The 25,860-nt window shown below is 39.0% G+C and carries 25 protein-coding genes and 3 pseudogenes; 1 reads left to right on the top strand and 27 read right to left on the bottom strand.

Annotation, left to right across the window (positions count from 1 at the left end):
• Positions 1-152 precede the first annotated feature (152 nt).
• The 23 genes and pseudogenes from AC4CUX_RS18430 to AC4CUX_RS18540 all read right to left on the bottom strand — a co-directional run bounded on the left by AC4CUX_RS18430 (position 153) and on the right by AC4CUX_RS18540 (position 23,396).
• Entirely contained in the window at positions 153-3,353 is a 3,201-nt protein-coding gene (locus tag AC4CUX_RS18430) for a tyrosine-type recombinase/integrase (RefSeq protein WP_490792639.1), read from the bottom strand.
• Between the two features lie 4 nt (positions 3,354-3,357).
• Positions 3,358-5,691, bottom strand: a complete 2,334-nt coding sequence (locus AC4CUX_RS18435; protein WP_490792640.1) for a hypothetical protein — start codon at positions 5,689-5,691, stop codon at positions 3,358-3,360.
• A gap of 12 nt (positions 5,692-5,703) precedes the next feature.
• The gene (locus AC4CUX_RS18440) at positions 5,704-6,168 is read right to left on the bottom strand and encodes a hypothetical protein (protein ID WP_000911010.1); all 465 of its coding nucleotides are present in this window, start codon (positions 6,166-6,168) and stop codon (positions 5,704-5,706) included.
• A 162-nt stretch (positions 6,169-6,330) separates the two neighbouring features.
• A pseudogene (locus AC4CUX_RS18445) lies at positions 6,331-6,779 on the bottom strand (IS3 family transposase); the annotation flags it as partial.
• A 30-nt stretch (positions 6,780-6,809) separates the two neighbouring features.
• Positions 6,810-8,414: an IS66 family transposase gene (tnpC, locus tag AC4CUX_RS18450; RefSeq protein WP_201952670.1), complete on the bottom strand. Its 1,605-nt coding sequence runs from the start codon at positions 8,412-8,414 to the stop codon at positions 6,810-6,812.
• A gap of 74 nt (positions 8,415-8,488) precedes the next feature.
• The gene (gene tnpB / locus AC4CUX_RS18455) at positions 8,489-8,824 is read right to left on the bottom strand and encodes an IS66 family insertion sequence element accessory protein TnpB (RefSeq protein WP_043974827.1); all 336 of its coding nucleotides are present in this window, start codon (positions 8,822-8,824) and stop codon (positions 8,489-8,491) included.
• The gene (tnpA, locus tag AC4CUX_RS18460; RefSeq protein WP_004684363.1) at positions 8,821-9,204 is read right to left on the bottom strand and encodes an IS66-like element accessory protein TnpA; all 384 of its coding nucleotides are present in this window, start codon (positions 9,202-9,204) and stop codon (positions 8,821-8,823) included. Before tnpA ends, tnpB begins: the two co-directional genes overlap by 4 nt.
• A gap of 86 nt (positions 9,205-9,290) precedes the next feature.
• Positions 9,291-9,494 (bottom strand): annotated as a pseudogene (locus tag AC4CUX_RS18465) (transposase); the annotation flags it as partial.
• 418 nt (positions 9,495-9,912) lie between these two features.
• Positions 9,913-10,056, bottom strand: a complete 144-nt coding sequence (locus AC4CUX_RS18470) for a hypothetical protein (protein ID WP_490792641.1) — start codon at positions 10,054-10,056, stop codon at positions 9,913-9,915.
• Positions 10,057-10,103: 47 nt separating this feature from the next.
• A complete protein-coding gene (locus tag AC4CUX_RS18475; protein WP_001097154.1) occupies positions 10,104-11,018 on the bottom strand; it encodes a DMT family transporter in 915 nt (304 codons plus the stop codon).
• Between the two features lie 46 nt (positions 11,019-11,064).
• A complete protein-coding gene (locus tag AC4CUX_RS18480; RefSeq protein WP_001002975.1) occupies positions 11,065-12,348 on the bottom strand; it encodes an MFS transporter in 1,284 nt (427 codons plus the stop codon).
• 49 nt (positions 12,349-12,397) lie between these two features.
• Complete coding sequence (locus AC4CUX_RS18485; RefSeq protein ID WP_005199774.1) at positions 12,398-13,636, bottom strand: M24 family metallopeptidase; 1,239 nt, start codon at positions 13,634-13,636, stop codon at positions 12,398-12,400.
• A 103-nt stretch (positions 13,637-13,739) separates the two neighbouring features.
• Positions 13,740-14,708, bottom strand: coding sequence for a GlxA family transcriptional regulator (locus AC4CUX_RS18490; RefSeq protein ID WP_005199781.1), 969 nt, complete (start codon positions 14,706-14,708; stop codon positions 13,740-13,742).
• 289 nt (positions 14,709-14,997) lie between these two features.
• Positions 14,998-16,698: an urease subunit alpha gene (ureC, locus tag AC4CUX_RS18495; RefSeq protein ID WP_490792685.1), complete on the bottom strand. Its 1,701-nt coding sequence runs from the start codon at positions 16,696-16,698 to the stop codon at positions 14,998-15,000.
• Positions 16,699-16,740: 42 nt separating this feature from the next.
• The gene (locus AC4CUX_RS18500; RefSeq protein ID WP_114837268.1) at positions 16,741-17,049 is read right to left on the bottom strand and encodes an urease subunit beta; all 309 of its coding nucleotides are present in this window, start codon (positions 17,047-17,049) and stop codon (positions 16,741-16,743) included.
• A gap of 19 nt (positions 17,050-17,068) precedes the next feature.
• Positions 17,069-17,371 carry an urease subunit gamma gene (ureA, locus tag AC4CUX_RS18505; RefSeq protein WP_000422459.1) on the bottom strand — a complete coding sequence of 101 codons (303 nt, stop codon included), beginning with the start codon at positions 17,369-17,371 and terminating at the stop codon, positions 17,069-17,071.
• Positions 17,372-17,471: 100 nt separating this feature from the next.
• The gene (locus tag AC4CUX_RS18510; RefSeq protein ID WP_053579070.1) at positions 17,472-18,350 is read right to left on the bottom strand and encodes an urease accessory protein UreD; all 879 of its coding nucleotides are present in this window, start codon (positions 18,348-18,350) and stop codon (positions 17,472-17,474) included.
• 71 nt (positions 18,351-18,421) lie between these two features.
• Positions 18,422-18,988, bottom strand: coding sequence for a HupE/UreJ family protein (locus tag AC4CUX_RS18515; RefSeq protein ID WP_004637157.1), 567 nt, complete (start codon positions 18,986-18,988; stop codon positions 18,422-18,424).
• Between the two features lie 14 nt (positions 18,989-19,002).
• The gene (ureG, locus tag AC4CUX_RS18520) at positions 19,003-19,617 is read right to left on the bottom strand and encodes an urease accessory protein UreG (protein ID WP_005100598.1); all 615 of its coding nucleotides are present in this window, start codon (positions 19,615-19,617) and stop codon (positions 19,003-19,005) included.
• A gap of 17 nt (positions 19,618-19,634) precedes the next feature.
• Positions 19,635-20,300, bottom strand: coding sequence for an urease accessory protein UreF (locus AC4CUX_RS18525; protein WP_053579069.1), 666 nt, complete (start codon positions 20,298-20,300; stop codon positions 19,635-19,637).
• A complete protein-coding gene (gene ureE, locus AC4CUX_RS18530) occupies positions 20,287-20,769 on the bottom strand; it encodes an urease accessory protein UreE (protein ID WP_114837267.1) in 483 nt (160 codons plus the stop codon). The genes AC4CUX_RS18525 and ureE overlap by 14 nt, the downstream gene beginning before the upstream one ends.
• 511 nt (positions 20,770-21,280) lie before the next feature.
• Positions 21,281-22,888 (bottom strand): purine-cytosine permease family protein, encoded by a 1,608-nt coding sequence (locus tag AC4CUX_RS18535; RefSeq protein ID WP_490792642.1) that lies wholly within the window; start codon positions 22,886-22,888, stop codon positions 21,281-21,283.
• Positions 22,889-23,003: 115 nt separating this feature from the next.
• The gene (locus AC4CUX_RS18540) at positions 23,004-23,396 is read right to left on the bottom strand and encodes a GNAT family N-acetyltransferase (protein WP_005100604.1); all 393 of its coding nucleotides are present in this window, start codon (positions 23,394-23,396) and stop codon (positions 23,004-23,006) included.
• A gap of 206 nt (positions 23,397-23,602) precedes the next feature.
• On the opposite strand from AC4CUX_RS18540, the pseudogene AC4CUX_RS18545 reads away from it, so the two are divergent.
• Positions 23,603-24,545, top strand: a pseudogene (locus tag AC4CUX_RS18545) (IS5 family transposase).
• Between the two features lie 22 nt (positions 24,546-24,567).
• On the opposite strand, the gene AC4CUX_RS18550 reads toward AC4CUX_RS18545, so the two are convergent.
• Genes AC4CUX_RS18550 through AC4CUX_RS18565 form a run of 4 tightly spaced genes read right to left on the bottom strand, consistent with a single transcriptional unit; the run spans position 24,568 to position 25,737 of the window.
• Positions 24,568-24,711, bottom strand: a complete 144-nt coding sequence (locus tag AC4CUX_RS18550) for a hypothetical protein (protein WP_490792643.1) — start codon at positions 24,709-24,711, stop codon at positions 24,568-24,570.
• An 8-nt stretch (positions 24,712-24,719) separates the two neighbouring features.
• Complete coding sequence (locus AC4CUX_RS18555) at positions 24,720-25,148, bottom strand: alkaline phosphatase (protein WP_490792644.1); 429 nt, start codon at positions 25,146-25,148, stop codon at positions 24,720-24,722.
• Positions 25,145-25,330 (bottom strand): alkaline phosphatase, encoded by a 186-nt coding sequence (locus AC4CUX_RS18560; protein WP_490792686.1) that lies wholly within the window; start codon positions 25,328-25,330, stop codon positions 25,145-25,147. Before AC4CUX_RS18560 ends, AC4CUX_RS18555 begins: the two co-directional genes overlap by 4 nt.
• Positions 25,309-25,737: an alkaline phosphatase gene (locus AC4CUX_RS18565; protein ID WP_490792645.1), complete on the bottom strand. Its 429-nt coding sequence runs from the start codon at positions 25,735-25,737 to the stop codon at positions 25,309-25,311. Before AC4CUX_RS18565 ends, AC4CUX_RS18560 begins: the two co-directional genes overlap by 22 nt.
• Positions 25,738-25,860 lie beyond the last annotated feature (123 nt).

The raw sequence follows: 25,860 nt of genomic DNA on the forward strand, positions 1-25,860 counted from the left end.
GACAGGCACACTATAAAATGGGTAACTGTCATATCGAGTTTGGACTACAACACTTTAGCTCAGCGATTTACCAATTTACACTAGTGTCTAAAATCCAGTGACGAAACTGTGATGCTAAAGCTTTTAAATTTCCCCTTTTTAAGATGCTTAGGCTATTTGATCCAGAGTTCATCTTCTTGCATCATTTTTAACATTAAATTAAATATAACCAGCGGAGTAACATTTTTTTTGTTAGAACCGACAACTCTTTGAAAACTAAATTTAACGGTTCGCTCAGGAGCACCCAAATTAACTGGGTAGTTTTGTTTTTCTAAATACAGATGATCTCCTAACATTGGCTCTATACCAGTAATAAAATTAACAATTTGTTGCTCATCACCTTTTATTCGGCATTGAAAATGCAGAAAATTCTTACGCAGTTTTCCAAATAATAATAATATTTTAAGCGCCTTAACCATGTTCTTTTCTTTCAGTGCATCTTGCTGCCTATCATCTTTATAATGAAAATCAAGGAGAGGAATTATTTCATCTGGACGAGTCAGTTTTTTAGCCTTTTCGTAAAGTTCATCAAACCAACTCTCTTCTAAATTCTTACTATAAACATAATTCGTTTTTAAATTAAATTTTTGGCGATCCATCCATTTAGTGCTCATCCATTGACATCGTTGCATCCATTCTTGAGCTTGAGTATCTTCGCTTAAACGACCTTCTCTAAAACTTATCAAACGTTGAAAAGGTGTTAGAGTACTCTTCTCTATACTAAACTTCTTTTCTTGTCGGCCAGCCATCGTAACTGGCTGTGTTTGCTGATAAGAATGAAACCATTTCTGCTGCTGAGTATAACGATTTAGGTTTATGTAGTCTGTACTTGACTTCACTGGACTAAAACACTGTTCTAATACTTTTTTTGAAATGATACACGGCGAATTATAAATTCGATCGACTGCTAATAAATCCAAAACATGAAGGTAATTTGAAGCCGTTTGCTCAATACTGCTATGCCCCATCCAAGAGGCGAGCACCTGCCATTTATGTTGAATAATCTCTTCTTGAGCACGTGCTTTCATACCAAACAATAAATCCCTCATCTTTTTTGCTTTTACCCAAGGAAAATCTGTGTAGGTCTTGATCATTTCTTTTGAACCGAGCAAAGTTATTGCTAGATAGTTAGCAGCACTGTGGCGTAATGTATGAAAACTAAAGCCATGATGCATACCTAATATTTGACTAAACAAATCTACTGTAATTTTGCTGATACATTGATCAGTTAATACACGATGATTCACACTAAAAAGTAGATCATCCTGCTGATTAACCAAATATTGCTCATAACGATGTTGTATGTAACGTTGTACTACTAAAAACTCATGTTCTGACAATGCAATTTTCAATGGTATTTGACGATTCGCACTTCGCGTTTTCAGACGGCGATATGAATTGTCTTGGATATGAAGCGTGATATTATTATAAACTGTATTTTCTTTTTCTTTATAAAGTAGCTCTGGGCAAATAATATCTTGTATTTTAAGACAACGAACTTCATTTAATCGAAGTCCAGTTCTATAACTTAGTAAATACATCAGCTTTAAACAACTCAGATGATCGACCCACTCTGATGCCGTTGGCTCTTGACTTAAATTTTCTAGTTTTTCCAATAATTTGCCAAATAGCAAAGGACTCACTAGCCGTGCATTGCAAATTTGTAAATGCTTAAAACTTGAATTCTGTAACACCAATACCCCTGGAGCATCATAATTCTCTATACAGAATTGATGAAAATCTTTTAGGCGACCAAAACGGTATTCTGCGCTTTGGTGCATCTTACGAGAGGTTTTTCCTTTCACCGAATCTCGTTGAACTGCTTTTTCATCACGTTCACTGCTGTATTTCAATAGCTGCCGATATAAATCCTCATAGTCATCTATGGATTGTTGCTTTAAATCTAATTTATTGAGCCAAATCTCAAATATAAATTCTTTGCCAAACGATCCTAAGTAGCTTTCAATAGTTGATAATTGAAGCCCTCGTTTTTTTAAATGCATTAACCAGTGAATTAAGCGTAGTTGAGCATCAATTAAAGACTTTTCCTCCGTATTAGCATCAACTATCTTCTCCTCTAACACCCTTCTAGTTTCTTGCCAAAAACGTAGCGTGCGTTCTTCTTTATTCCTCTTTTTATCTAAACGCTCAACTTTTTGACCTTTACGTTTCTTTTGACCAAACAACATCAACTCATACGGAATCGTTTGTAATTTGCTTTGAACAGTCGGAACTTCAGGAAGTAACTGCTCTTGTTCAAAATGAATAGGGCGATTATCTGGTTCTGTGACTTGATTGTAATCATTATTCCACAGCAATCTAAATTCGGATGGTCTTAAAGCGACAGTATTAATCTCTTGCTGAAGCACATTACTCAAAAATATATCTATGCTGAGGTTTGGATTAAATTCGAGTACCATTTGCACATCATTAAATACACGAAATCCACGGCGTTTAATTTGATATTGCAGATCCCAAAGACTTTTTTTCCTGCCTATCTTACTCAAGCTTTCTAAAATACAATCTTCAACTGAATGTTGCAGACAAAATTCTTTCTGAGTAGCTTTCAACTTTTTTAAATATTGCAAAATGAACTGCGCATATGGGTTAAAAAAAACATGTTTCCATTGGTACAACTTTCCCTGTTCTACATCGTTGCCATATTGAGAGTTTTCAACACGATAATGTAGTAACAATGGATTAGTGATTTTTTTGTAGTCCGAATGGTATAACCGAAAACAATTCAGATCTGTACCAAGCTCAATGGCCTCCTGCAATTGCTTCTGAATAGCAATCAAATGCTGTTCATCTGCACAGCCTGAAATATATATAAAACTTAAGCATAAATTTCCCCATAAGTACTTTGGTTCATTCCAATATTCAAATGAATCTTGCCAATACTGCCTTAATTCCTTAAGTACATGGATATGTAGATGCCCCTGTTCTAACCGTGACTCTGTACTCTCAATTTTTCTAGGCAGTACGATCCGTTTAGTATGTGGATTTAGCTTAATTCTGTATGATTTTTTATCTACATTCTGGTTGAATTGCCTCCTTCTTTTATTAAATTCATCTTCAGTAAATTGCATCAGTTTTGATTGTTCGTCTCGGCTCAACTTTTGACTCAAACAATCAACACTATCTTTAATGTCATGCCATTTTTCAGCGATCTGCTGATCAAGTTTTTGCTGCATTTCTTTCGTCAATACTTCAGGTGGAGAAGGCTGTCTATCTAGCGACTTTTTCACCATTTTATGAATATCAACAAATAGATCATCTAGTTGTGGTTTTATTAGTTCTTTGATTTTTTGCATACAACTATTTTCGCTCTAAGTGTTTAATCGATAAAGATTTGACATTATCTTGCAATTGCTGGCGGGCTTGCTGTACATAGACATTCGGAATAAGTGAAGAATGCGGATGAAAAGCCTCTCGGTCACGTTGGTCATGACCATAAAGAGCCTGTATTAAATGGAATGCTAAAGCAGTTTTTTCTTCTTTTTCTTCTGCATACATCAAAAAATTCATATCAAAATGACGTAACCAATTCGAATACATATTCTTTGGAAAGACTCCTTGCATATATGAATTCACCCAGTTTCTCGATAAAGGGATTAACTTAATTTTTCTGCTCTGCCATTCTTTGACAGTTATCGGCAAGATATCTTTACTAAAAATGACCTTACCAAAAAGATCATTTACAGTTATCTTCTTCTTTGCAAAGACTTGTCTAAAAAATGAACCGTACGCTTCAATAATTTGTTCTAAAAAGACAGTGTAATTTTGCAGTGTTTTTATGAAAAAATCAGATAAAGGGATAAAACGACCATCTTTTCTTGCTTTACTATTTTTTTTATCATTCACATATAAAAGCTTGAGCTCAACACAATAATCATCCAAATTCCCCAACAGGTTTTCTTTAGGCCGACTTGCCAAACTCAACAAGCTGATATGCCACATCCAACACGCGTATGCATTCAGTTGATTAATGATATGTTGATCTTTTTGAATATTTTCTTGGCAATGTTTATGTAAAAAAGCAAATTGCTCTTTCACAAAACTGGGTTCAAGTGCCAGTTGGCTCCCTATCCTTCCTAGAGCTAAGGCAGATTGCACTTTGAATTGTTGTCGCAATATTTTGAGTTCTTCAGTAAATTCCGAGGAATGTGGTGTAAGTGCTGTTTCTACAAAGGCTAGATATGTGCTACTGAGTTGAGCTTTCGGTAGCCCTCCATAATAGATACCAGGCATGTGATGCTGACTATCCCGCCCAGCAATTACATGAGCTAGATATTCATTATATGTTTCATAATATATATGAAAATATAATTGAGCCTGTAGTTTTTCAACAGTGATCGAACCTACAAACCGATTATCAAGCCAATTCTTAAGTTTTGTATTAATGTCTGTTGAAGAAATTATTGGATTCGATGCTTGTTCTATATAGTCAAACCAAGCAGAAGGTAAATGTAGTTGATGTGTCATCACTTCATTCCATCGCTCATCATTTAAGCTCTTAATCTTCTGCTCTGTAATTTTAAGATTTAATTTGAGTAAATATTCGCGACGTCTACTTGAACCATTTTGGATCAAAATTCCATCTTGAATAAGCTCGTTAAAATCCATCAGTGCGACGGGTGATAATCCCGTCAAAAGTGACAATAAACATGCTGCAGCGATTGCAGCATCATTCCAGTCCCTATTTAACTCAGTTCTCAACACATAAACAATTTGCTTCAGTATATCTGGCGCCAAATAATGTGGATTTGTAATAAATGGCGCATGACGGCGTTGGCGATGCCGCGTGTAATACGCAGCATAATCACTAATTAAATGATTAAAATTTTTAGTTTTTTCATCTTCAGAGTATAATTCTACTTCAGTGTCCAATAACTCAATTTCACGATCTTCATCTTTGTGAAGAGAGGCATCATAAAAACTGATCTTTGCGTTATGTCCGATATCTTCATGCTTACCTGATTTTATTTCACGAAATTTTTTGAGTTCATTTTTAGTGGGCCATTTCAAAACTTTGCTTTTTTTTGACTTACGCTGACGATGAACAACACGACGATCATCTAGTCTTTTAAAAATTATTAATAGAGCCGATAAATACTCTATGACTTGTACTTGTTTGAAATCTTTAATATTAAAAAGTTGATTACGATCCTCTTTTTTCAAATTACGTTCGTACGTGACATAACAATTTAGCAGCTTACTACACTCATGAAATAATTCAGCATTATTAGAATCCAGCACATATCGTGAGACATAGCGTAATAGGTCACAAACATGTTTTTGCTTATTCTCAGCTTTATCAATTTTTGCAAATTCTTGATACTGCCGATATGTTAAAAAACTCGCTTGTAGAATCAAATAACGTACAGACGACAACTCTTGAGTATTACTAATATTCGGACATGAAAAATAACTCAAAGCAGCCAAAAAAGAATACTTACCGATCTGTCTGGAGCCTGATATATAGCTATAAATTTGTTGTGCTAATTTGTATAGCGCGTAGACTTCTTTATACAAATCATCTGATAGATCAATAAATTGTGTATTCACAACAAGATCACGTAACAGACAATAATCTTTTTGGAATTTTTCTGCTAAATCTAAAAAGTGCTCTTCTGCGTCAATCTTCGGCATATTCATTTTCGCTTAATTTTTTATCACATTGCATTGTCTAAATTCATTACGATCTGAACAATTTTGTAAAAGTTGATCTTTTATTGAATTCTTTGTTAGCTTAAAAAATCGAGCAAAAAATTTAGCATCCAGCTCTTTCTGAGTTTTCCTTTCAAAGCACAAGTGTTGCTGTGATTTTTCGATAAAATCATCAAGATTATGTATCAACTGTAAGATTGCAACATAATTAGAATGCACACGTAAGCCAGGCTCCGTTTGCATCAATAGCAAGATTTTTTGCCAAATTTTGACGTAGATTGCTTTGAACTTTGCTTGTACTACGGCTTTCTGACTCTGTTTAATCTTTCTGATTTTCAGTAATTCTGAGTTGATTTTTACTATCTCAAGTTGAACATTTTTTCGACCAAAGCAAAAGGGCAATATAAATTGCCCCATAAAAATCTCTATATTTTTTACTAAATAGTCAAATTTTAACATTTTTATCGATATAAAAAATGAGCATATCTTTGTATATGAAAATTCATTTAATTAATCAATCAAATCTTCTTAAAATTACAATTATCAACAAATACATAGGTTTTTCTTATTAAAGTTGATCTAAATTTCAAATATTCTTCCACTTTTTTTTAGTTTTCTGTTATTAGAGTGATCGATGACCATGTTTTTCAACAGATATGGGAAAATACGGTGTGCAAGATTAGGCTTACTGGTATTGGGTTTTGGATACAAGGCATGTATTCCCATCAAGCGCATTAAACGTCGGACTTTACGCCGACCTATTTGATGTCCTTGACGCTGTAGCATATCTCGTATCATTCGACTGCCCATAAATGGGTAGTCGAGATGAATTTCATCGATTAGACGCATCCAACTCAAATCAGTTGATGAAATCTCTTTGGGCTTGTAATACAACGTACTGCGATTGATTTGAATCAATTGCGATTGTTGTCGTACCGAAAGTTGATGGGTCTTATCGATCATTTTTTGCCGCTCAGCTGCCCTATTTTTCTGAGCGCACCTTCTAAAAAATCAATTTGCAATGCCTGATGTCCTATCTCGGCATGTAGAGCTTTGAGGTCAATCTCTGGTAAGCGTCCGCTGAACCCCATGCCTATTTTTTAATTTGAGTTGGATTTCCAGCGATGTGGTAGTAATTCTTCTATTTGGGTCGCTTTATGCGTCGGCAGCCTTTTCAGCACATCACTGAGATAGGCATACGGATCCAACCCATTCAGCTTTGCTGACTGGATTAAAGTCATGATATTTGCCGCTCGCTGTCCACTGCGCAGCGAACCTGCAAACAACCAGTTCTTACGGCCCAATGCCCAGGGACGCATTGAGTTCTCTGCCCAGTTATTGTCAATGGGTAGATTGCCATCATCCAGATAGCGGCTTAAGGCTGGCCAACGCTTCAGACTGTAATTGATGGCCTTGGCGGTTGGAGAACTCGATGGCACCGTCAGATAATGTTGGTTGAGCCATTCACACAGTTGTTGCATCACCGGTTGGCTGTGCTGTTGTCGGTATTCGCGGCGGTGTTCTGCTGTACCATCGGTCTTTTTCCTGAGTTCTGCTTCTATCGCATACAGTTTCTGAATCATCAGTAATGCCTGTTCAGCGATCTGACTTTTCCCGGTCACATGTAGCTCATGGAATTTACGACGTGCATGCGCCATGCAGCCCACCTCTATGACATCGCCTGATTTAAAGCGTGCTTTATAACCACTGTAATCATCACAGACCAGATGGCCCTGCCAGCCATTCAGGAACTCTTCTGCATGCTGACCTGAACGGCTATCCTGAAAGTCATAGATCACCGCTTGAACTGGATTGTACTGTGTAGTGGCATAGGCCCAGACATAACCTTTCTTCGGTTTTTTCTCATCATCACCCATCCGCATGATGGTGACCGGCGTTTCATCGGCATGGATCACCCGCTGTTGCAGCACCACCTGTTTTAAGGCATTGGCCAGAGGTTCCAGTTCCACACCGCAGCGACCTATCCAGTCAGATAACGTTGATCTAGAAAGCTCGATTCCCGCCCGCTGATAGATCAGACGTTGACGGTACAGCGGTAAATGATCGGCATACTTCGATACCAGCACATGGCTGAGCAGTTCAGGTGAAGCAATGCCTTTATCAATCACATAGGCAGGCATCGCTTGCTGAGTCAGGGTGTCACACTGATCACAGACCCATTTGCCACGCACATGCTGTTCCTTATAGAACTGTGCCGGTCTGAAATGTAGTTTTTCACTGATATCTTCGCCGATACGACGCAAGGTGCAGCCACAAGCACATTGGGTTGATGTTGGTTCATGCTCGATACGGATGGTGTGTAGATGATCGGGCAGCAGTCGACGTTTAGGTTTGTTGACTGTGGCTTTGTGTGTCGCTGCATCAGTTTTATCTGCATTCAGCCGTTCCAGTTCCAGATCAACAGCGGCAATATCTTCTTCGACCGCTTCATCCCACAGATGGATTTGTTTTGCGGTGAGATGTTCGTTTTTACTGCCAAATTTGTGCTGTTTAAATAGTGCGAGCTCATGCTCGTATTTTTGCGTGAGAATGGAAAGATGTTGAACTTTGGCATCCAATTGCTGGTTTGATTTTTCTAATTCTTGATTTGATTGTGCCAGAGACTGATGCTGCATCGCCAACTGCCGGGTAAATTCCAGCAGTTGTTCATGGGTCAGTTGGCTTAAATCAGGCAGCATTTTCATGACCGCAGTATGCCTGAGGTCATGACGCAGAGGAAATAGAACGTTTGGAGAATAGCAGAATGTAGCAGCCTAGTTTAGAGCATTGTTACCACTTGCTGTCGTCCAATGCGCTGCCAAGGCAAACCCTGAATTAGTGCCTGTAACTGTTCTGGACTGAGAGCTACGTTTTCACCCTGGTGAACTTTAGCCCAGTGGAATTTTCCCTGTTCCAACCGCCGGGCACACAGCCAGATGCCCAGTCCATCATGTACCAGCACTTTCATGCGATGGCCACGTTTATTACAGAACAGGTAAGCACAATGCGGTTTGATGTAGCCAAAGGCTCTCACCACCTGAGCCATGGCCGTATCCATACCTGCACGCATGTCCATGGGCTGAGTAGACAACCAGATTTCATCGATACGGATCATGTTGTAAGTGCCTTGAGTAATTCTGCTAAAGCAGATATTTCTGATACTTGCCATTTCAAGCCAATTTCTGCTTTTGAGTGGGGTAAAGTAATTTGAACCGTTAACATGCCAGTAGGGATAGGATCTAATGGTGCGGAGCAAGATAAGGTAATAAATGCAGGTTTATTCGGTAGTAGTGAGCGATCATTCCCTGGCTTAGCATCAATTAAGCGAATCCATTTGGATACAAGATTTGTATTCAATCCATGTTGCAAAGCGACCGAAGCAATTGAAACCTCCGATGCTTTACACGCCTGAACGATCTGCTGTTTAAATTCAGCACTATATGTTCTTCGTTTTATCGTAAGAGATGCGATGGATGTCTGGTTATTTGTAGTCATAAATTTAAGTTCCCACTTGTTTTTAAGTCAGGACTAAATTAAGGCTTATAGGACGAATTCATAAGGTGTGTTCAGCGGACGCTTACAATCTCTGGTTCTTTTTGTGCTGTTGGTCGTGAAAAAATATTGACTGATTGCTCAAGCAGTTGATTTTTCCAATCGATGATTTGGTTTTGATGTAAATCGAATTGAGTAGAAAGTTCAGCGAGTGTGTGGTCGCCTTTAATTGCTGCGAGAGCAACTTTAACTTTAAACTCTGCTGAATGATTACGACGTTTTCTTCGTGTCATGGTTGACTCCAAAAACAAGCATTTCCCATGCTTATTGGGGAGTAGATTATCACTTATAGGCGTGGTCTAAAATCCTAGAACCACATCAATGGATAGATGCAGACCAAACTCTGGATACCTACCAACACGAGAAATATGTCGCAATTTTGCATAGACATGAATTTGATAAAATCAGCCCAGAAAGCCAGAAATTCATAAAAACTATTTCATCAATCCCCTATAACTTAATCACGTTCATGGTCGATCTTAAATCTTGCGAAAAGTACTCATGCTGACCTAGCCAAACTGTAAAACTCATGTATTCATAGCCTTTAAATGAATCTTTCAATCGGTATCTTTAAGGTAAAAACTAGTAATCAGAAGTTATTATCATCCCCATATAAAACAAGCATCAAATTAAAAACAATAACTTAGTGAATTATTCTTCCATTTTTTTTATATTTAGTGTTATTAGTTGCCACGAACCTCCCCCTGAAGCTGAATATTCAACTTCCACAAAAACAGCTTTATATGCAATAATCCAATAATGGCTACACTGAGTACATGAAAGATTTTTAGCCATGTGTTACCCTGCACCAAAATAAATTTGAAATTGATATATGTAAAAAATTAATGAGTGGAATAAACTTTTTCGGGATTGAGATCGGCTTTACCTAAAATCACATTGAGCAATGACACGCTAATAATCAAAATTACTCCAAATATCTGCGCATTGGAAAGCTGTACATTGGCGAACAGGCTGGCAAGAATGACTGCTGTTAATGGTTCAAAAATAGTATAAATAGAAGCTTGTGATGCCTTTAAATACTTCAATCCATAGGTATATAAAGCAAAAGGTAATAACGTCCCAAACACAATTAATAAGATACAGGCAATCACAATATTGAAGTCTATATTCGAGACCAGACTTTCAATTTCTTGGAAGTGAATAAAGGGAAAAATCGCAAGCGCACTAACCATCATTGAACTGAACAATAAAAAAGTCGGGCTATAGTGGTCAATAATATCTTTACCAATCACCCCATAAGCAGCATAACAAATGCCTGAGGCTAAACCAAATAGAACCCCCGTCATATTGAGCTGATTATCACCAAGCATCATACATGCAACACCACTCACAGCCACAAGAGTGAGCATCATTGACTTTAACGTTATTCGCTCTTTCAAAAAAATAAAAGAAAGTACCACACTCCAAATAGGAGCAGTATAAAGCAATGCTACTGCTATAGCTGGTCCTACATGTTGTACCGCATTAAAATAACAGAAAGTCATTCCAAGCATACCGAGTAATGATTGAATGACCAATTTAGGAATATCTTGAAATTGCAGTGTTCGTAAAACCTTATAAAGAAAAGGTAAAAAGGCCAATAAACAAATAAATGTACCGACAATCCGCAATCCTGTTACTGAACTATTACTCAAGCCTGCATTTGCCAATTGGGTACTGGCAATGCCTAAAGTCCCCCAACCAACTGCCCCCATAATGACCAATAAAGCACCAAGCCATTGTGATTGTGTATTCATATTTTTGTTCCCTATAACAAATTTACAAAGGTCTCATCCAAGAGGATTAGACCGTGACAAGTTTCGCTTTATTGCTCTGAACCAATACGCTCATGCTAAATAAGGCAATCACAATTAAAATAAAGGCTGGTGCTAAAGTACTGCCTGTACTATGAATCAACCATGTTGCAAGTAGTGGAATCGTACCGCCCAGCAGTGCATTCGCTGTATTAAAACTAAATGCAAAACCGGTATAACGCACATGCACAGGGAAAAGCTCAGTGAGGTATGCAGGCAAACTGCCATCATTCATCGCAAGTAGGCTACAGAAAACCAATTGAATGATAATCATGCCAATAAATGATGTATCAGATAAGAAGTAGAACAGTGGGAAAGTTAAAATTATAAAGCCTATACATGCCATAGCTAACATTTTATTGCGGCCCATACGGTCAGAATATTTACCCATCATAAATACAATGCCGATGTAAAATGCTAAAGAAATAGCGCCTGAAATAAAAGATTCGGTTTTATTTACCCCTAATTCAGTCGACAAATAATTTGGCATATAGCTAAAAATTAAGTAGAACGCAGTCGCATTTAAAGATGCGATTGCAAACGCTTTAAATAATGGCTGACGGTATTCTGTAAATAATGCTTTAATCGGGAAAGTTTCTTTATGGCTCGTTTTTTGATGTGCCAGAAATTCGGGGGTATCTTCAAGTTTTAGACGAATGAAACGACCAATTAAACCCAGTGGCGCAGCCAATAAGAATGGTATTCTCCAGCCGTATTCATATAAGAATGATTCTGACATCCATGCAAACATGGCAGCTGACATCAATGAACCCAACAATAAACCTGCGGCTGTACTGGCTGGCACTAAGCTAGTATATAAGCCCTTTTTATTTTTAGGGGCGTATTCAGCTAAAAAGTTAGATGCACCAGCATACTCACCTGAAGCGGAAAAGCCTTGAATCATCCGAAAGAAAAGCAATAAAAGTGGTGCAAATATTCCAATAGAAGCATAATTTGGTAAGAGCGCAATACACATAGTTGCCAATGTCATAATCATAATTGACCAAGACAGTGCATGTTTTCGCCCATATTTATCACCAACATATCCCCAGAAAATTCCACCAAAAGGCCGAACAATAAAGGACAAAGCAAAGATGGCGTAGGTTGACATTAATGCAACTACAGGATCACTACTTGGAAAGAAAACCAAAGCAATCACAGTGGCTAAAAAACCATAAGCAGCATAATCAAACCATTCAACAAAGTTACCAATAAAACTTGCAGTAGCAACGCGTTTTAAAGTGTTTTGATCAGATTTAGCTTTTTCATTCATATTATTTTCTCCACCAAAAAAGGCATCCCGATTTGGGATGCCTTGTGACTTATGCCTTGATAATGTTGTGCTCAGGGCCATAAGGGAATTTAGTGATATTTTCAGTGCCTGATTCAGTCACCACCAAAATGTCGTGTTCACGATAACCGCCCGCACCTGCCATACCTTGTGGCAACATAAGCATAGGTTCCATTGAAATCACCATTCCAGGTTCAATCACGGTATCAATATCTTCACGAAGCTCTAAACCAGCTTCACGACCATAGTAGTGGGAAAGTACGCCGAATGAATGTCCATAACCAAAAGTACGGTATTGAAGCAAACCTTCTTCAAGGTAAATTTCATTTAATTCGTTAGCAATATCGCAGCACCGTGCACCAGGTTGAATCAGTTTCAAACCTGCCTCATGCACTTTGACATTCGCTTGCCAAATTTTTAATGAAGCATCATCACAGTGGTCAAAGAACTGAGTCCGTTCAAGTGCAGTGTAATAACCCGCGATCATTGAGAAGCAGTTCAGACTTAAAATATCGCCTTTTTGCACTTGACGAGTAGTCACAGGATTGTGTGCACCATCAGTATTAATGCCTGATTGGAACCAAGTCCAAGTATCCATTAATTCTGAATGCGGAAAACGTTTAGCAATTTCACGCACCATCGCTTGTGTCGATGCCAACGCGACTTCGTGCTCGTGCACACCTTCTTTGATAGCCGCAGTTAATGCAAAACCGCCAATATCACATACGGCTGCGCCTTGTTTAATGTGCGCAATTTCTTCGAGAGATTTCACCATACGCAGCTTCATACAAGTGGCACTAATATCGACAAACTCAACATTTGGCAAGAATGCTTTCAGCTTGTTTAATCGCTCAATCGGCAGATGGTCAAACTCAACCCCTACACGACCTTTGTTGGGAATTTCTTGTGCAACAGCACGGAAATAGTTATCACGCTGCCAATCGGTATAGACCACATTGTAGTCACCTACTGTACGACGCCAAGGTTGACCACCATCAATATTTGCAGAAATACTCACCACTTTTTGATCTGTAACTACTACACCAAAAAAGCGACCAAATGAGCAATACAGGAAATCAACGTAATAGTTGATGTTATGCATAGAGCTGAATAAAACTGAATCAACTTGTTGATCCGCCATCATTTGACGTAATTTTCTATGACGGTTTTCATATTCTTGTTTTGAGAAAGTTGACTGCACTTTTTTACCATTTTCAATCGTTAAAAGTGCAGGTAACGTATCTTTCACCATATTTGCTTGAATATTCATCACTAATACCTTTCATGTTGTGTGTCTGTATGAATCAAGCATAGGTATTTTTGAAACGTTGTTTTTTTCCAAAATCGCTAAAAAATTGTCAAAATTCGACAAATTAAAAAGCTAATTCCAAAATGCCACGTTCATTTTTCGGAGAATAATTAAATTGGTTTTTATAGGCTTTATTAAAACTAGACGCATTAGCAAAACCGCAGGCTAATGCTACATTAGAGACGCTCATAGAAGATTGTTTCAATAAATTTTGTGCATGTGTTAAGCGTATATTTAAATAATATTCTTTGGGAGAACAGTCGAAATGCATTTGAAATGAGCGTTCTAACGTTCGTGTTTGACTATGAATCAAATGACAAATTTCTAAAATATTTAATGGTTCATTAATATTATTTTCCATTAAACGAATTGCCTCTTTGACAAGAGGATGAATATCTTTACCCTGCTTCGAGATGGGTTGGTGTTGAATATCCGTATTTTCACGCAAGTGATGTACAATAAATTGTTCACAAATTCTCTTGGCTAAATTGGCATTGTAATGTTGCTCCACGAGTTGCGAACACATATCTATGGATGCAAGCCCCCCCGAGCAGGTAAATCGGTTCCGATCCAAACTAAAAATATGTGGATTAAAATTAACTTGCGGAAATTCTTCTTGTGCAGCTAAAGAGTTTTCCCAATGTAAACTCGCTTGATAACCATTCAATAGATCTGCACTTGCCAACACATATGCACCAGTACAAATCCCACCTAAAGCTATATTCGCCTGATCTAAACGCTTCAAAAAAATTTTATGTAATGGGTTATTCAACTTAAAAAGCTGAAAACCACCGCAAATAAACACAATATCCATTTCAAAAAGATGCTGTATTTTGCAAGTATGCTGCACCTGCAAACCATTGCTAGCACAAGTATGATGCCCATCTAAACCTGTCACATTCCATTGATATAAATGACTTTTTTCAACATAATTTGCCATTCTAAAGACCTCAACAGCATTTGAAAATGCTATCATTGAAAATCCATCAAGAAGTAAAAAACCAATACGCTTTGCTTGAAATGAAGTCTTCATTAAAGAAATCTCTTTAAGAGCTAATTTTTTAGTTAAGCAAATTACGTACCAAATAAGATGATTTTACATAATTAATAATTTCAGCCGATAAATTATTTTAAAGTAGACTTGAACTTAATTCTCAATGACTTTATTCCATAATGTTATCTAAGCATCTCCTTACATGTTTCCTCTTTACACATGCAATATCATCAGAGCTACAATACTCTTACAATATCAATCATTAAAGTCTGCATCACACCAAACATGATCCGCAGACTGAATATTTTAGGTCTTAAAAAGATAATCTTTAAAATAAAAAATAACGCTGAGCCATTGGTAATACCTCTGCTGGCTCACAAGTTAAATGCACGCCATCTACCCGTACTTCGTAAATTTCTGGATCAACTTCCATCACTGGTGTATAGGTGTTGTGCTTCATGTCAGCTTTGGAAATATTACGCGTGTTTTTACATGCAGAAATGATTTTCTTCAGACCTAATTTTTCCGCTACGCCATTGTTAATTCCTGCCTGAGACAAGAAGGTAATACAGGTGTTATGTGCACCGCGCGCATTTGCGCCAAACATGGGACGGTAATGCACAGGCTGTGGTGTTGGAATGGACGCATTGATGTCACCCATTGGCGCTGCTGCAATCATACCGCCTTTAATAATCATGGCAGGTTTAACACCAAAAAATGCAGGTTTCCACAGTACCAAGTCTGCCAGCTTACCTTCTTCGACCGAGCCGACTTCATGACTTAAACCATGGGTAATCGCTGGATTAATTGTATATTTCGAAATATAACGTTTAACCCGTTGATTATCGGTATGTGGCGTATCACCTTCTAGTGGTCCGCGCTGCACTTTCATTTTATGTGCCGTTTGCCATGTACGAATAATCACTTCTCCCACACGTCCCATTGCCTGTGAATCGGATGACATCATGGAAATTGCGCCCAAATCTTGCAAAATATCTTCCGCGGCAATGGTTTCACGGCGAATTCGGCTTTCAGCAAACGCAACATCTTCTGAAATTGCAGGATCTAAATGATGACACACCATAAGCATGTCCAAATGCTCATCAATGGTATTGACGGTATAAGGACGGGTGGGATTGGTTGAAGATGGCAATACATTGGCTTGACCAATGGCTTTTAAAATATCAGGGGCATGCCCACCACCTGCACCTTCGGTATGATAGGTGTGAATGGTACGCTGTTTAAATGCCGCCAGCGTTTCTTCCAAGAAGCCACTTTCATTTAAAGTATCGGTATGAATGGCAACCTGAACATCGTATTCATCGGCAACCGTTAAACAGTTATCGATGGCAGCGGGTGTGGAACCCCAGTCTTCGTGCAATTTCAAACCCACCACACCCGCTTCAATCTGCTCGCGGACAGGATCCGGTAAACTCAAATTTCCTTTGCCCAATAGCCCAATATTCATGGGTAAATCATCGATGGCTTGCAACATGGTCGCAATATGCCATGGTCCCGGTGTAACCGTTGTCGCAGATGTTCCCGCTGCTGGACCTGTTCCACCACCAATCATGGTGGTTGTACCTGACATGAGTGCAGTTTCCACTTGCTGCGGGCAAATCCAGTGAATATGAGTATCGATGCCACCTGCAGTGAGAATTTGACCTTCCCCTGCAATCACTTCCGTGGCAGCTCCCAACGGAATCGTAATATTGGGTTGTATGTCAGGATTTCCCGCCTTGCCAATTTTCCAGATACGACCATTCTTTAAACCGACATCGGCTTTCACAATGCCCCACCAATCGACAATAAGTGCATTGGTAATAACGGTATCAGCAACATCATCTGCCAACAATTGGGACTGTCCCATGCCATCTCGAATGACTTTACCACCACCGAATTTAACTTCTTCACCATAAGTGGTCAGGTCTTGTTCGACTTCAATAAACAGTTCCGTGTCCGCCAAGCGAACACGATCTCCTACTGTTGGTCCGAACATTTCCGCATATGCACGACGTGACATTTTCATCATAGATTACTCTAAATTCTTAAAAGATTTTGATGGCCCGACTTAGTCAAGTTTCCCCATCACTCGACCCGAAAAGCCATACACTTCACGCTTTCCAGCTAGTGCCACTAACTCGACATCTCGGCTCTGACCTGGCTCAAAACGTACTGCGGTGGCTGCTGCAATATTCAAACGGTAGCCTTTGGCACGCTCGCGCTCAAATTGCAAAGCATCATTGGCTTCATAAAAGTGAAAATGTGAACCAATTTGAATCGGTCGATCCCCAGTATTCGCAACCGTTATTTTTAGGGTTTCACGTCCAACATTTAACTCAATATCGCGATCTGGCGTAATTACTTCACCTGGAATCATCTTTATTCCTTATTGTTCTTTACATAATCGGTTGATGTACAGTCACCAGTTTTGAGCCATCTGGAAAGGTTGCTTCAACTTGGACTTCAACAATCATTTCTGCAATGCCATCCATCACATCATTGCGGCTCAGTAAAGTCGTGCCGTAGTGCATCAACTCGCTTACGCTCATGCCATCGCGTGCACCTTCAAGCAAGGCAGCAGAAATATACGCAATCGCTTCAGGATAATTCAGCTTTAAACCACGTGCTTTACGGCGCTCTGCAACCAAGCCCGCGGTAAAAATTAAAAGTTTGTCTTTTTCTGTTGGATTTAATTCCATATCTTTTACCTATTTAAACGTGGAGATGCTTCGCTCATGAGCTATACATGACCAAAAATCGTTATGTCATTTGGTCTTGAAATTACAGACTAAAATGACTTTAAGTTCTCCAAATACGTGGAAATTCTTCATCCAGACCATACCAATAGCGTCTTAATCTAGCTCTGATGGCAGCAAAGGCATCATGACATTGCCGAACATCATTCCCCAAAAATCGTGCACAAATCACATCATCCAAAACCGTTAAGGTGACAGGTACATCCATACGCATCATTAGTTCACGGATTAAATCCAGATGCTGTTCTAAATCTAGACTGGCACGATATTGCATGGGGGGCACGGCCCAGAAACTCCCCATTACAGATTGACCATGCATGCCTAGGCATGAACTTAACCAACGGTCATTTCCCTTAAAACTTAAGGTATCGGCCACCAACAAAGTCTGATTACGAAACAGTTTGAACAGGTTGATATAGGCACCATCACTAAATTGCTCTTCACGTGCTTGGCGACCAATCACCAACATGTCCCAACCAATAAAACTGGCTGCCTGATCCAAATGGATGATGGTTTCTGAATGCGCATTCGCACCATTAAACAACATGGTTTCTTGCGGCAACCATTCAAAAATAGCATTAGCATTTAAACTTATATTGATATGCTGATAGGCCTTTTTACCATTGGTTTTGTACCATTTACCTGCGCCAGGGGTGGTCACTAAGGCATGTGCCTGCGGGTCGACAGATATATCAAAAGTCAGGTGATCCCCACCCGCAATGCCCGCAGGGGGATGCACAATAATGGCATGGCAAACCCCTGTTTTTTCAGGCCAAAGCATTTTTTGTACCCGCACTGGACCATAATGTTTGCGGTGATGTAACACCGTGCATTCAGGCTCTTTTTGAGCCTGAAAGCCGAGTTCCAACTTGGCAAACCATAATTGGGCATCATGCGTTCGACTGACGGTTAAATCCTGCATGCTTCCTCTGCGTGATGAATACCAATAATCTGGTGTGCTGAAACTTGTTCATCAAAATGACCTGAATATCATTAAGCCAAACCAATCAATGCAACAACTGCAGCAATTCCACCGACAATTTTCTTACCATGTGGCACATATTTTTGTACCAAAGCGCCTAAACCCAATCCACCTGCGTAGATGCAAGACATTGCAACAACCATGCCGAAGACTAAACCGATCACATGACCTGAATGACTCAATTCGGCACCATGCGCCATGCCATGAAAACTTGCTAAAACCATGGTCGCAACTGCAAACAGTCGATTGGCTTTGGTCCATAGGGCAATGGCAAGAACAGATAAGGAGAAAACAATGCCGTATTCAGCAATATTCGCAGAAACCATATGCAATTGTCCAAGGCTAAAACCTGCAATCATGGCAATAACTAAACCCAACAATCCACCTACTTTCCAACGATTAGCCGCTGACCACAGCAGCACACCAAAAGCGATCGCCATCGTGAGGTGATCAATTCCAGTAAAGGGATGAATAAAGCCCGTTAAAAAACTATTCTGTTGTTCATGACCAGGATGTGCCATTGCCCACATTGGAAAAGCTGCGGCGAAAGTGGCTAAAGTTCTTTTTAAATAAGTCATTGTGTTTCCCCGAATTACGCTTTGAATAGACCTTGTTTTTCAATGAACGAAATAATAATTTCCAGACCTTCTTTGGTTTTCATATTGCTAAACAAGAACGGCTTATCCCCACGCATGCGTTTAGCATCTTGGTCCATTACACTTAAATTTGCTCCGACCATAGGTGCCAAGTCTGTTTTATTGATAATCAACAAATCAGATTTGGTAATGCCCGGACCACCTTTACGTGGAATCTTTTCTCCCCCTGCCACATCAATCACATACAAGGTTAGATCTGAAAGTTCAGGACTAAACGTCGCCGCCAAATTATCCCCACCACTTTCAATAATAATCAGCTCAAGTCCATCAAACTTTTCACATAAATCATCAATTGCCGCGAGGTTAATAGACGCATCTTCACGAATGGCGGTATGCGGGCAACCACCCGTTTCTACCCCGACAATACGCTCTGGAGACATGGCTTCATTGCGGGTTAAAAAGTTTGAATCTTCTTTGGTATAAATGTCATTGGTGACGACCGCCATATTATATTTTTCACGTAAGGCCTGACATAAATTCAAGGTAAGTGCCGTTTTACCTGACCCGACTGGTCCACCAATTCCTACACGTAATGGGCTACGTTGTGACATGTTTTTTCCTCTTAAGATTATGATCTGAATAGTCTTGAATATTGGGTCTCGTGGTGCATACTCAGCATGGCATATTGCGGTAAGGCACTACTGATTTCAGTGTCTTGCAACGCCAGTGCACGCGCAATTGCTGCGGGAATAAGCGCATGTAAATACCACAAAATACGCTGACCACTCATTTGCCCAAGCGGTACGGTTTTGACTGCCGCCAAGACCTGATTTTCTAAAACGGTAAAGGTATAAGCCGTGAGTACTTCTGTTTGATTTAGCCCCAAGGTGCCACACAGGCTGCCATACGCAGGAACAAAGCCCAACTGTTTTTTCACTTTGACGGGTTGCTTTAATACGTCTCTAATCCATGCATTTAAAGAAAATGCCAACTGTTTCGATTCCGCCAGTAACTCCTTACTCTCACGACTGGCGCGATAAAAGTTTGCCCAGTAAGTAAAATTTTCTTCGTCATCACTGTATTGCATTAAACGCTTCAACACAGGCAACTCAAAACGAACCAAGAGCATTTCCAGCACTTCTTCAAAATAAGCAATGCTGGAGGCTTCATCATGAATCAGCCCTCGATCAATGGCACTTTCCACGCCTTGCGAATAGCAATATGCCCCTATCGGCAATGCTGTTGATGACAAAGTCAACAAGCTGAGCAGTTGAGATGGATTAGTGATGGACATGATGTAAAGTCTTGATTGGGCTTAAGCGATGGTCATGTTGATGTTGTGCATAGGCACCGCTTTCAGGTTCAAAAGGATGATCTACCTCTGCAACGTTTAATCCCAAACCCAGCACCATTTCAGCCAGTACATGATCTGGTTCGAAATATAATGCTGTTGGCGTCAACATTAAGGGAACGTGACGATTACCGAGATGATATGCCGCTTTTAATAAATCAAATTCTTGCTGAGCCGAAACTTTCATCAGTTTTTCTGGTTTCGCTTCAACTTTAAGAATATTTCCACTCTCCGTCGAAATATATGACCCACTGCGTAAAATGCCTGTACGTGGCAAATCTGCACCAATATCTACCCCATTTTTTAAAGTTGCACGAAAACGGCTCTTTTGGCGCGTATCGAAAGTCAGCTCAATGACATCAAAGTCACAATATTCTGTAACTACTTCTAATCGTTGAGTATAAATTTCCATTTTTTCTCCATGCTTGACTTTGTTTTAGGACTGCTTTTGATTCAAATTGATTCAAAATATAAATCGCTTTCACAAAATGCACCACCCCAACGTTCAAAGCAATTATTGCGCCAATTTTTCTACATACACCACATTTAAGCGTATATATTAGACCTCTTGCGAAAGTATAGTTTTATCTATTTTTTGAATTGGCTAAAACCTCATAAAATATAGCTTTCGGCTACTTAAAATTTGACTAACGCAAGAAGTCTATTGCTCAGAAACTCCAAATGAAAACTTCAAGAAAATATGATTTCTCATTTAAATGATGTCAGGACATTTAAGAAAAAAATAGCAGCTGTCGGGTTATTCGAGATGGATGTTGTATCCACTCTTTGGATTAGAATAGATTTTCCCGCACTTTTTCTAGAGTTTTCCCCAATAAATATTAAAAAACCCTGATGCAAAATCATCAGGGTTATTGATTTGATCGAAATTCAGCTTATTAAAAAGCAGATATCTGAAAAATCATTTATTTTTCCAAAGTCTTACATAGAGAACAAATAACGCCTTTGTGCTTATGTGAATACATAATATCAGGTCTTTCATAATCTTCATCACATGACACACAATGATAAACTGTTGCTATAGGTAGCCCAGTAGCATCATAACGTGGTTCTTTTACCCCATCATCTGTAGCTTTAATATAATATTTTCCTTTCGTAATTAAACCCATGATTGGGGTCAAAACAAAGCCGAAAATCAGAGCAATTAAAGGTGAATATGGCATTAGAAATTCACCCAACATGCCAAAAAAGGTTGCAATGGAGACTCCTGCAGCGACAAGAAATGACACCATACCTACTGGGTTTATATTATAAAGCATATCACGGCGATATTCTGGTTCTTTTGGAGAGAGTTTCAGTAAGTATTTATTCACTGTGATATCAGTCGCTACAACCACAACCCATGCAATGGCAAAATTAGAATAAAAACCTAAAATCTTACCAAGCACTGCGAACATATTACCTTCCATCAACGCAAGAGCAATTGCAAGGTTAACCAATACAAATACAATACGACCTGGATAATGCTTGCTGATACGTGTATAAGCACTGGTCCATGCCAATGAACCCGAATATGCATTTGTTACATTAATCTTGATTTGTGAAATAACAACCAAAATTACCGCTAAAGTAAGTGCAAACCAACCTGGAAGCATATCATGGAAAGCTGCGTTAAACTGTTGTACAGGTTCCGTGCTATCCACCCCAGGAATTTTAGTCAGCAAATAAAAACCAAGGAAAGCACCAATAATTTGTTTGATTGCGCCTAGAATTACCCAACCTGGACCCGCTGAAATAACAGCTATCCACCACGATTTGCTATTTTCTTTAGTTTTTGCAGGCATAAAACGTAGGTAATCAATTTGTTCACCAATTTGCATAATTAAAGATAGACAAATTCCAGCACCCAACATAATTGCAGCCACATCTATTGCTGCAAAACCACCATTTCCAGCATAAGCAGCGAATTGACTTACAAGCTCAGGTTCTTGATAAATCAAATAAGCAACAGGGCCAATCATTAAGATCAACCAGATAGGTGTGGTCCAAACTTGTAAAGTACTTAAGGCTTTCATCCCATAAATGACCAATGGAATAACCATAATAGTAGAAATGAGATAGCCCATCCATAAAGGAATTCCGAGCCCAAGCAATAAGCCTTGAGCCATGATAGAACCTTCGAGAGCGAAGAAAATAAAAGTAAAACTTGCAAAAATAATACTCGTCAGTACCGATCCAAAATATCCAAAACCAGCACCACGCGTAATCAGATCTAAATCGATATTATAGCGAGCTGCATAATAAGCTAATGGAAGACCTGTTAAAAAGATAATAAGTGCAGCAAATAAAATAGAAAAAATGGCATTCGTTGTCCCATATGTCATACCAATGCTAGCACCAATCGAAAAGTCTGCCAGATATGCAATACCTCCTAATGCCGTAATTGCGACGACTTTAGGACTCCAACGACGGAAACTATATGGAGCATAACGTAAAGTAAAGTCTTCAAGTGTTTCATTTGCAGCAGAAGATGGCTTTTCAATAAAAGTATCTTGCATAGGTTGATTTTGCATACCAAAAAATATCTCTGAGTTTCATACTTCTCACCAAAAAGCAAAATTAATGCCAACTTTTAATTTTTCTATCAAATTTTTAGGATTTAGCCCAACATGCTACAATCATATTGTTTTATAAGCATAATCTTTTCAACATATATATCGTGTCGTACATACCTAGCTGATCACGACTGACTGTACTAAAACTTTGCAACCGCCAAAACTTTTCTGCCGCAGGTAAAAATGGATCCGTATGCAAATATAAATGCTGAATATTTTGTTGCTGTGCATATGCAAATAACAACTGGCAAAGCTCTGTCGCGATTCCCTGTCTACGATACTCAGGCAATACAAAAATCAATTGCTTGGTTTCCTGTTTATACTCTTCCACAGGAACTAACCAAATTCTCTTTAACGCTTGTAGCTCTTCCGATGTTTCATGATCCATTTCACAAAGGCCTTTAACTGCTTCTTTTTCTAAAATCATGCGCAAATCAAACAGCTCATTATAAAACTTAAAATCCAAGGGTTTGACTTCCCACCCCCTACGGAAATGTACATTAACGTAGTCTTCTTATTCTAAGCGATACAAGGCCTGGCGAATGGGGGTACGGCTAATTTCCTATTTTTCTGAAATATCTGATTCAGTAAAACGTTGTGCAGGTTTAAGCTGAAAACGGCTTTGTTGCACAAACCTACCGATAAGGTCTTATTCCGCAGTATAATTCCTAGATGAATAAACCTACACCCAAAATCTTTCGTACAACTAATTGGTCCACATATAAGCGCGCCTTAATTAATCGAGGCAATATTTCCATTTGGTTTGATCCTTTGACTCAATGGTATGCTCATCCATAAGCAAAACATGGACGAAATCAAACTTACTCCTATACGGCTATTCAATGCTGCTTAATGATCAAATCTTTATTTAAATTGTCTTTGCGTATGGTCACAGGCTTTGTCCAAAGTCTGATTAAGCATTGTGGCTGAGCAGCCCCGAATATCAGTGATATTCGTACTTCACACTGTGCAGAAGACAAAGGCATATCGATGTTGCAATTGGCTATCAAAAAAGTAGTGGAGGTCTCCGTCTACTCGTAGACTCTACTGGCCTAAAGTTTTTAGGTGAAGGTGATTGGAAGCGTAAGAAACATGGACCTGAATATCGCCGCAAATGGCGTAAGCTTCATAATAGTATCGATGCTAAAACCCTTCAAATACGTGCTGTACAACTCACCGCAAATAATGTCAGTGATTCACAGGTACTGGAAGACTTACTTGCTCAAATCCCTTTAGATGAACAAATCGATTCTGTCTATACAGAGATGGTGCTTATGACAAAAAACGATGCCGTCAGGTCATTGCAGATCGGCAAGCGTATGCAGTGATTCCACCTAGAAAAAATGCAAAGCCCTGGAAAGATATAAAAGCTCATTCACGAGAGCGAAATGAACTCCTTCGAACGGTTAAATGTTTGGGCAGGACAATCTGGAAAAAATGGTCAGGCTATCATCGGCAAATTCTGCTTGAAACCAAGATGCATTGCATTAAATTATTAGGCGATAAACTCTGCTCAATGAATGCTGATAGTCAAGTGAATGAGATTCATGCACGCGTAGCTGTCTTAAATAAATTCACAGAATTAGGTCGCCCTCACACCCAAGTTGTCACTTAAATATGATTAGGTATGAGAGATTTTATTTTTTAAATCTTTGTGCAACAAAGCCGTTTTTAACCAAACCTAGTACGCTGGTTTCCTGACCTTGTACATATTTTCCGGCACGCTTGGCATAGCCATTTAAAATTAGGGTGTGATCATGATCTGCAGTTATCACAATCAAAGTATTTTTTAACTCAGGATCACTTTCATGAAGTTTTTTATGGTTGCATCCAAAGCCTCATTTAGGGCAATCGTATCCTGTAATGCACGCTTAGCATTAGTGTCATGTAAAGCATGGTCTATACGCCCACCTTCAACCATCAGGAAAAAACCATTTTTATTTTGGGTTAGAATATCCAAAGCGGCCAACGCCATTTGCTTTAAGCTAAGTTCAGGCAAGTTTTTTTTGGTTCTATCTAAGTCATAATTTAAATGGCTAGTATTAAACAAACCCGATAATTTTTCATTCTTTCCTAACTTTATCTGGGAGAGTTTAGTTTGATCAAAGACCACTCGATAGCCTGCTTGTTGCATTTCTGCGATCAAATTCCTTTGGTCTATCCGTTCTCCCCCTTGATCTTTCGGCAGAAATTGATGCTTACCCCCGCCTAGAATCACATCAGCCCCATATTTGATTTGACGTTATAACGCTGATTGGTATCACCTTGTGAACTTGGTACTAATTGGGATGATATGTCATTTTCAGCATCACGATGACAAATATGGTCATAAGTCGATGCTAGTGTAGCATGCGTAATGCGAGTTATCGTGACTGCACCTATACCCCAACCTTGTGCAATTCTAGTAAAGTTTGGGTGTCTTGCTTATACTGGTCCTGATGATTGGTTCCACATTGATGGTTTCCAGCCTGATCTGGTTTTACTGCAATTGTTCCAGTCTGCATGGATATCACTTCATTTTTCATTTTTACACCTGTCATCATATAAGCACCCATCGATGGTGCGCTATCTGTAACCTGTGCATTTTCTGAGAAAGTACGAACAAATGCTGACTCTGGACGTTGATCTATCGGCAGTTGCCCGTCTTCACCAACAGCATAGATTCGTACAGCTGTTAATGTCGTGATACCCATTCCATCTCCCAAGAAAAAAACCACACGTTGAGGCTGTTTTGATGGTTGTACTGAAGTAGAAGTTGATTGAACTAAAGCAGGACTTTGACAGCCCATCAAAATAACTGTGCCCAAACTACAGCATGCCAAACTTATTAATTTTTTTATTAAATTTTTCTTATGCCAAAGCATTGCATCGACTCATCTTAAGATGGTCGAAAAATACGCTTTAAATATTCAATTTACATGACAAATTTA

Source organism: Acinetobacter sp. 231_lipA, from assembly GCF_058243005.1.

Bases quoted from the DNA above. Each gene is read 5' to 3' on its own strand.
- AC4CUX_RS18535 (WP_490792642.1), bottom strand. From the start codon at position 22,888: ATGCAAAATCAACCTATGCAAGATACTTTTATTGAAAAGCCATCTTCT.
- AC4CUX_RS18440 (WP_000911010.1), bottom strand. From the start codon at position 6,168: ATGTTAAAATTTGACTATTTAGTAAAAAATATAGAGATTTTTATGGGG.
- AC4CUX_RS18470 (WP_490792641.1), bottom strand. From the start codon at position 10,056: ATGGCTAAAAATCTTTCATGTACTCAGTGTAGCCATTATTGGATTATT.
- ureG (WP_005100598.1), bottom strand. From the start codon at position 19,617: ATGTCACAACGTAGCCCATTACGTGTAGGAATTGGTGGACCAGTCGGG.
- AC4CUX_RS18475 (WP_001097154.1), bottom strand. From the start codon at position 11,018: ATGAATACACAATCACAATGGCTTGGTGCTTTATTGGTCATTATGGGG.
- AC4CUX_RS18485 (WP_005199774.1), bottom strand. From the start codon at position 13,636: ATGAATATTCAAGCAAATATGGTGAAAGATACGTTACCTGCACTTTTA.
- AC4CUX_RS18515 (WP_004637157.1), bottom strand. From the start codon at position 18,988: ATGACTTATTTAAAAAGAACTTTAGCCACTTTCGCCGCAGCTTTTCCA.
- AC4CUX_RS18500 (WP_114837268.1), bottom strand. From the start codon at position 17,049: ATGATTCCAGGTGAAGTAATTACGCCAGATCGCGATATTGAGTTAAAT.
- ureE (WP_114837267.1), bottom strand. From the start codon at position 20,769: ATGGAAATTTATACTCAACGATTAGAAGTAGTTACAGAATATTGTGAC.
- AC4CUX_RS18430 (WP_490792639.1), bottom strand. From the start codon at position 3,353: ATGCAAAAAATCAAAGAACTAATAAAACCACAACTAGATGATCTATTT.
- tnpC (WP_201952670.1), bottom strand. From the start codon at position 8,414: ATGAAAATGCTGCCTGATTTAAGCCAACTGACCCATGAACAACTGCTG.
- tnpB (WP_043974827.1), bottom strand. From the start codon at position 8,824: ATGATCCGTATCGATGAAATCTGGTTGTCTACTCAGCCCATGGACATG.
- AC4CUX_RS18510 (WP_053579070.1), bottom strand. From the start codon at position 18,350: ATGCAGGATTTAACCGTCAGTCGAACGCATGATGCCCAATTATGGTTT.
- AC4CUX_RS18480 (WP_001002975.1), bottom strand. From the start codon at position 12,348: ATGAATGAAAAAGCTAAATCTGATCAAAACACTTTAAAACGCGTTGCT.
- AC4CUX_RS18525 (WP_053579069.1), bottom strand. From the start codon at position 20,300: ATGTCCATCACTAATCCATCTCAACTGCTCAGCTTGTTGACTTTGTCA.
- ureC (WP_490792685.1), bottom strand. From the start codon at position 16,698: ATGAAAATGTCACGTCGTGCATATGCGGAAATGTTCGGACCAACAGTA.
- tnpA (WP_004684363.1), bottom strand. From the start codon at position 9,204: ATGACTACAAATAACCAGACATCCATCGCATCTCTTACGATAAAACGA.
- AC4CUX_RS18435 (WP_490792640.1), bottom strand. From the start codon at position 5,691: ATGCCGAAGATTGACGCAGAAGAGCACTTTTTAGATTTAGCAGAAAAA.
- ureA (WP_000422459.1), bottom strand. From the start codon at position 17,371: ATGGAATTAAATCCAACAGAAAAAGACAAACTTTTAATTTTTACCGCG.
- AC4CUX_RS18490 (WP_005199781.1), bottom strand. From the start codon at position 14,708: ATGAAGACTTCATTTCAAGCAAAGCGTATTGGTTTTTTACTTCTTGAT.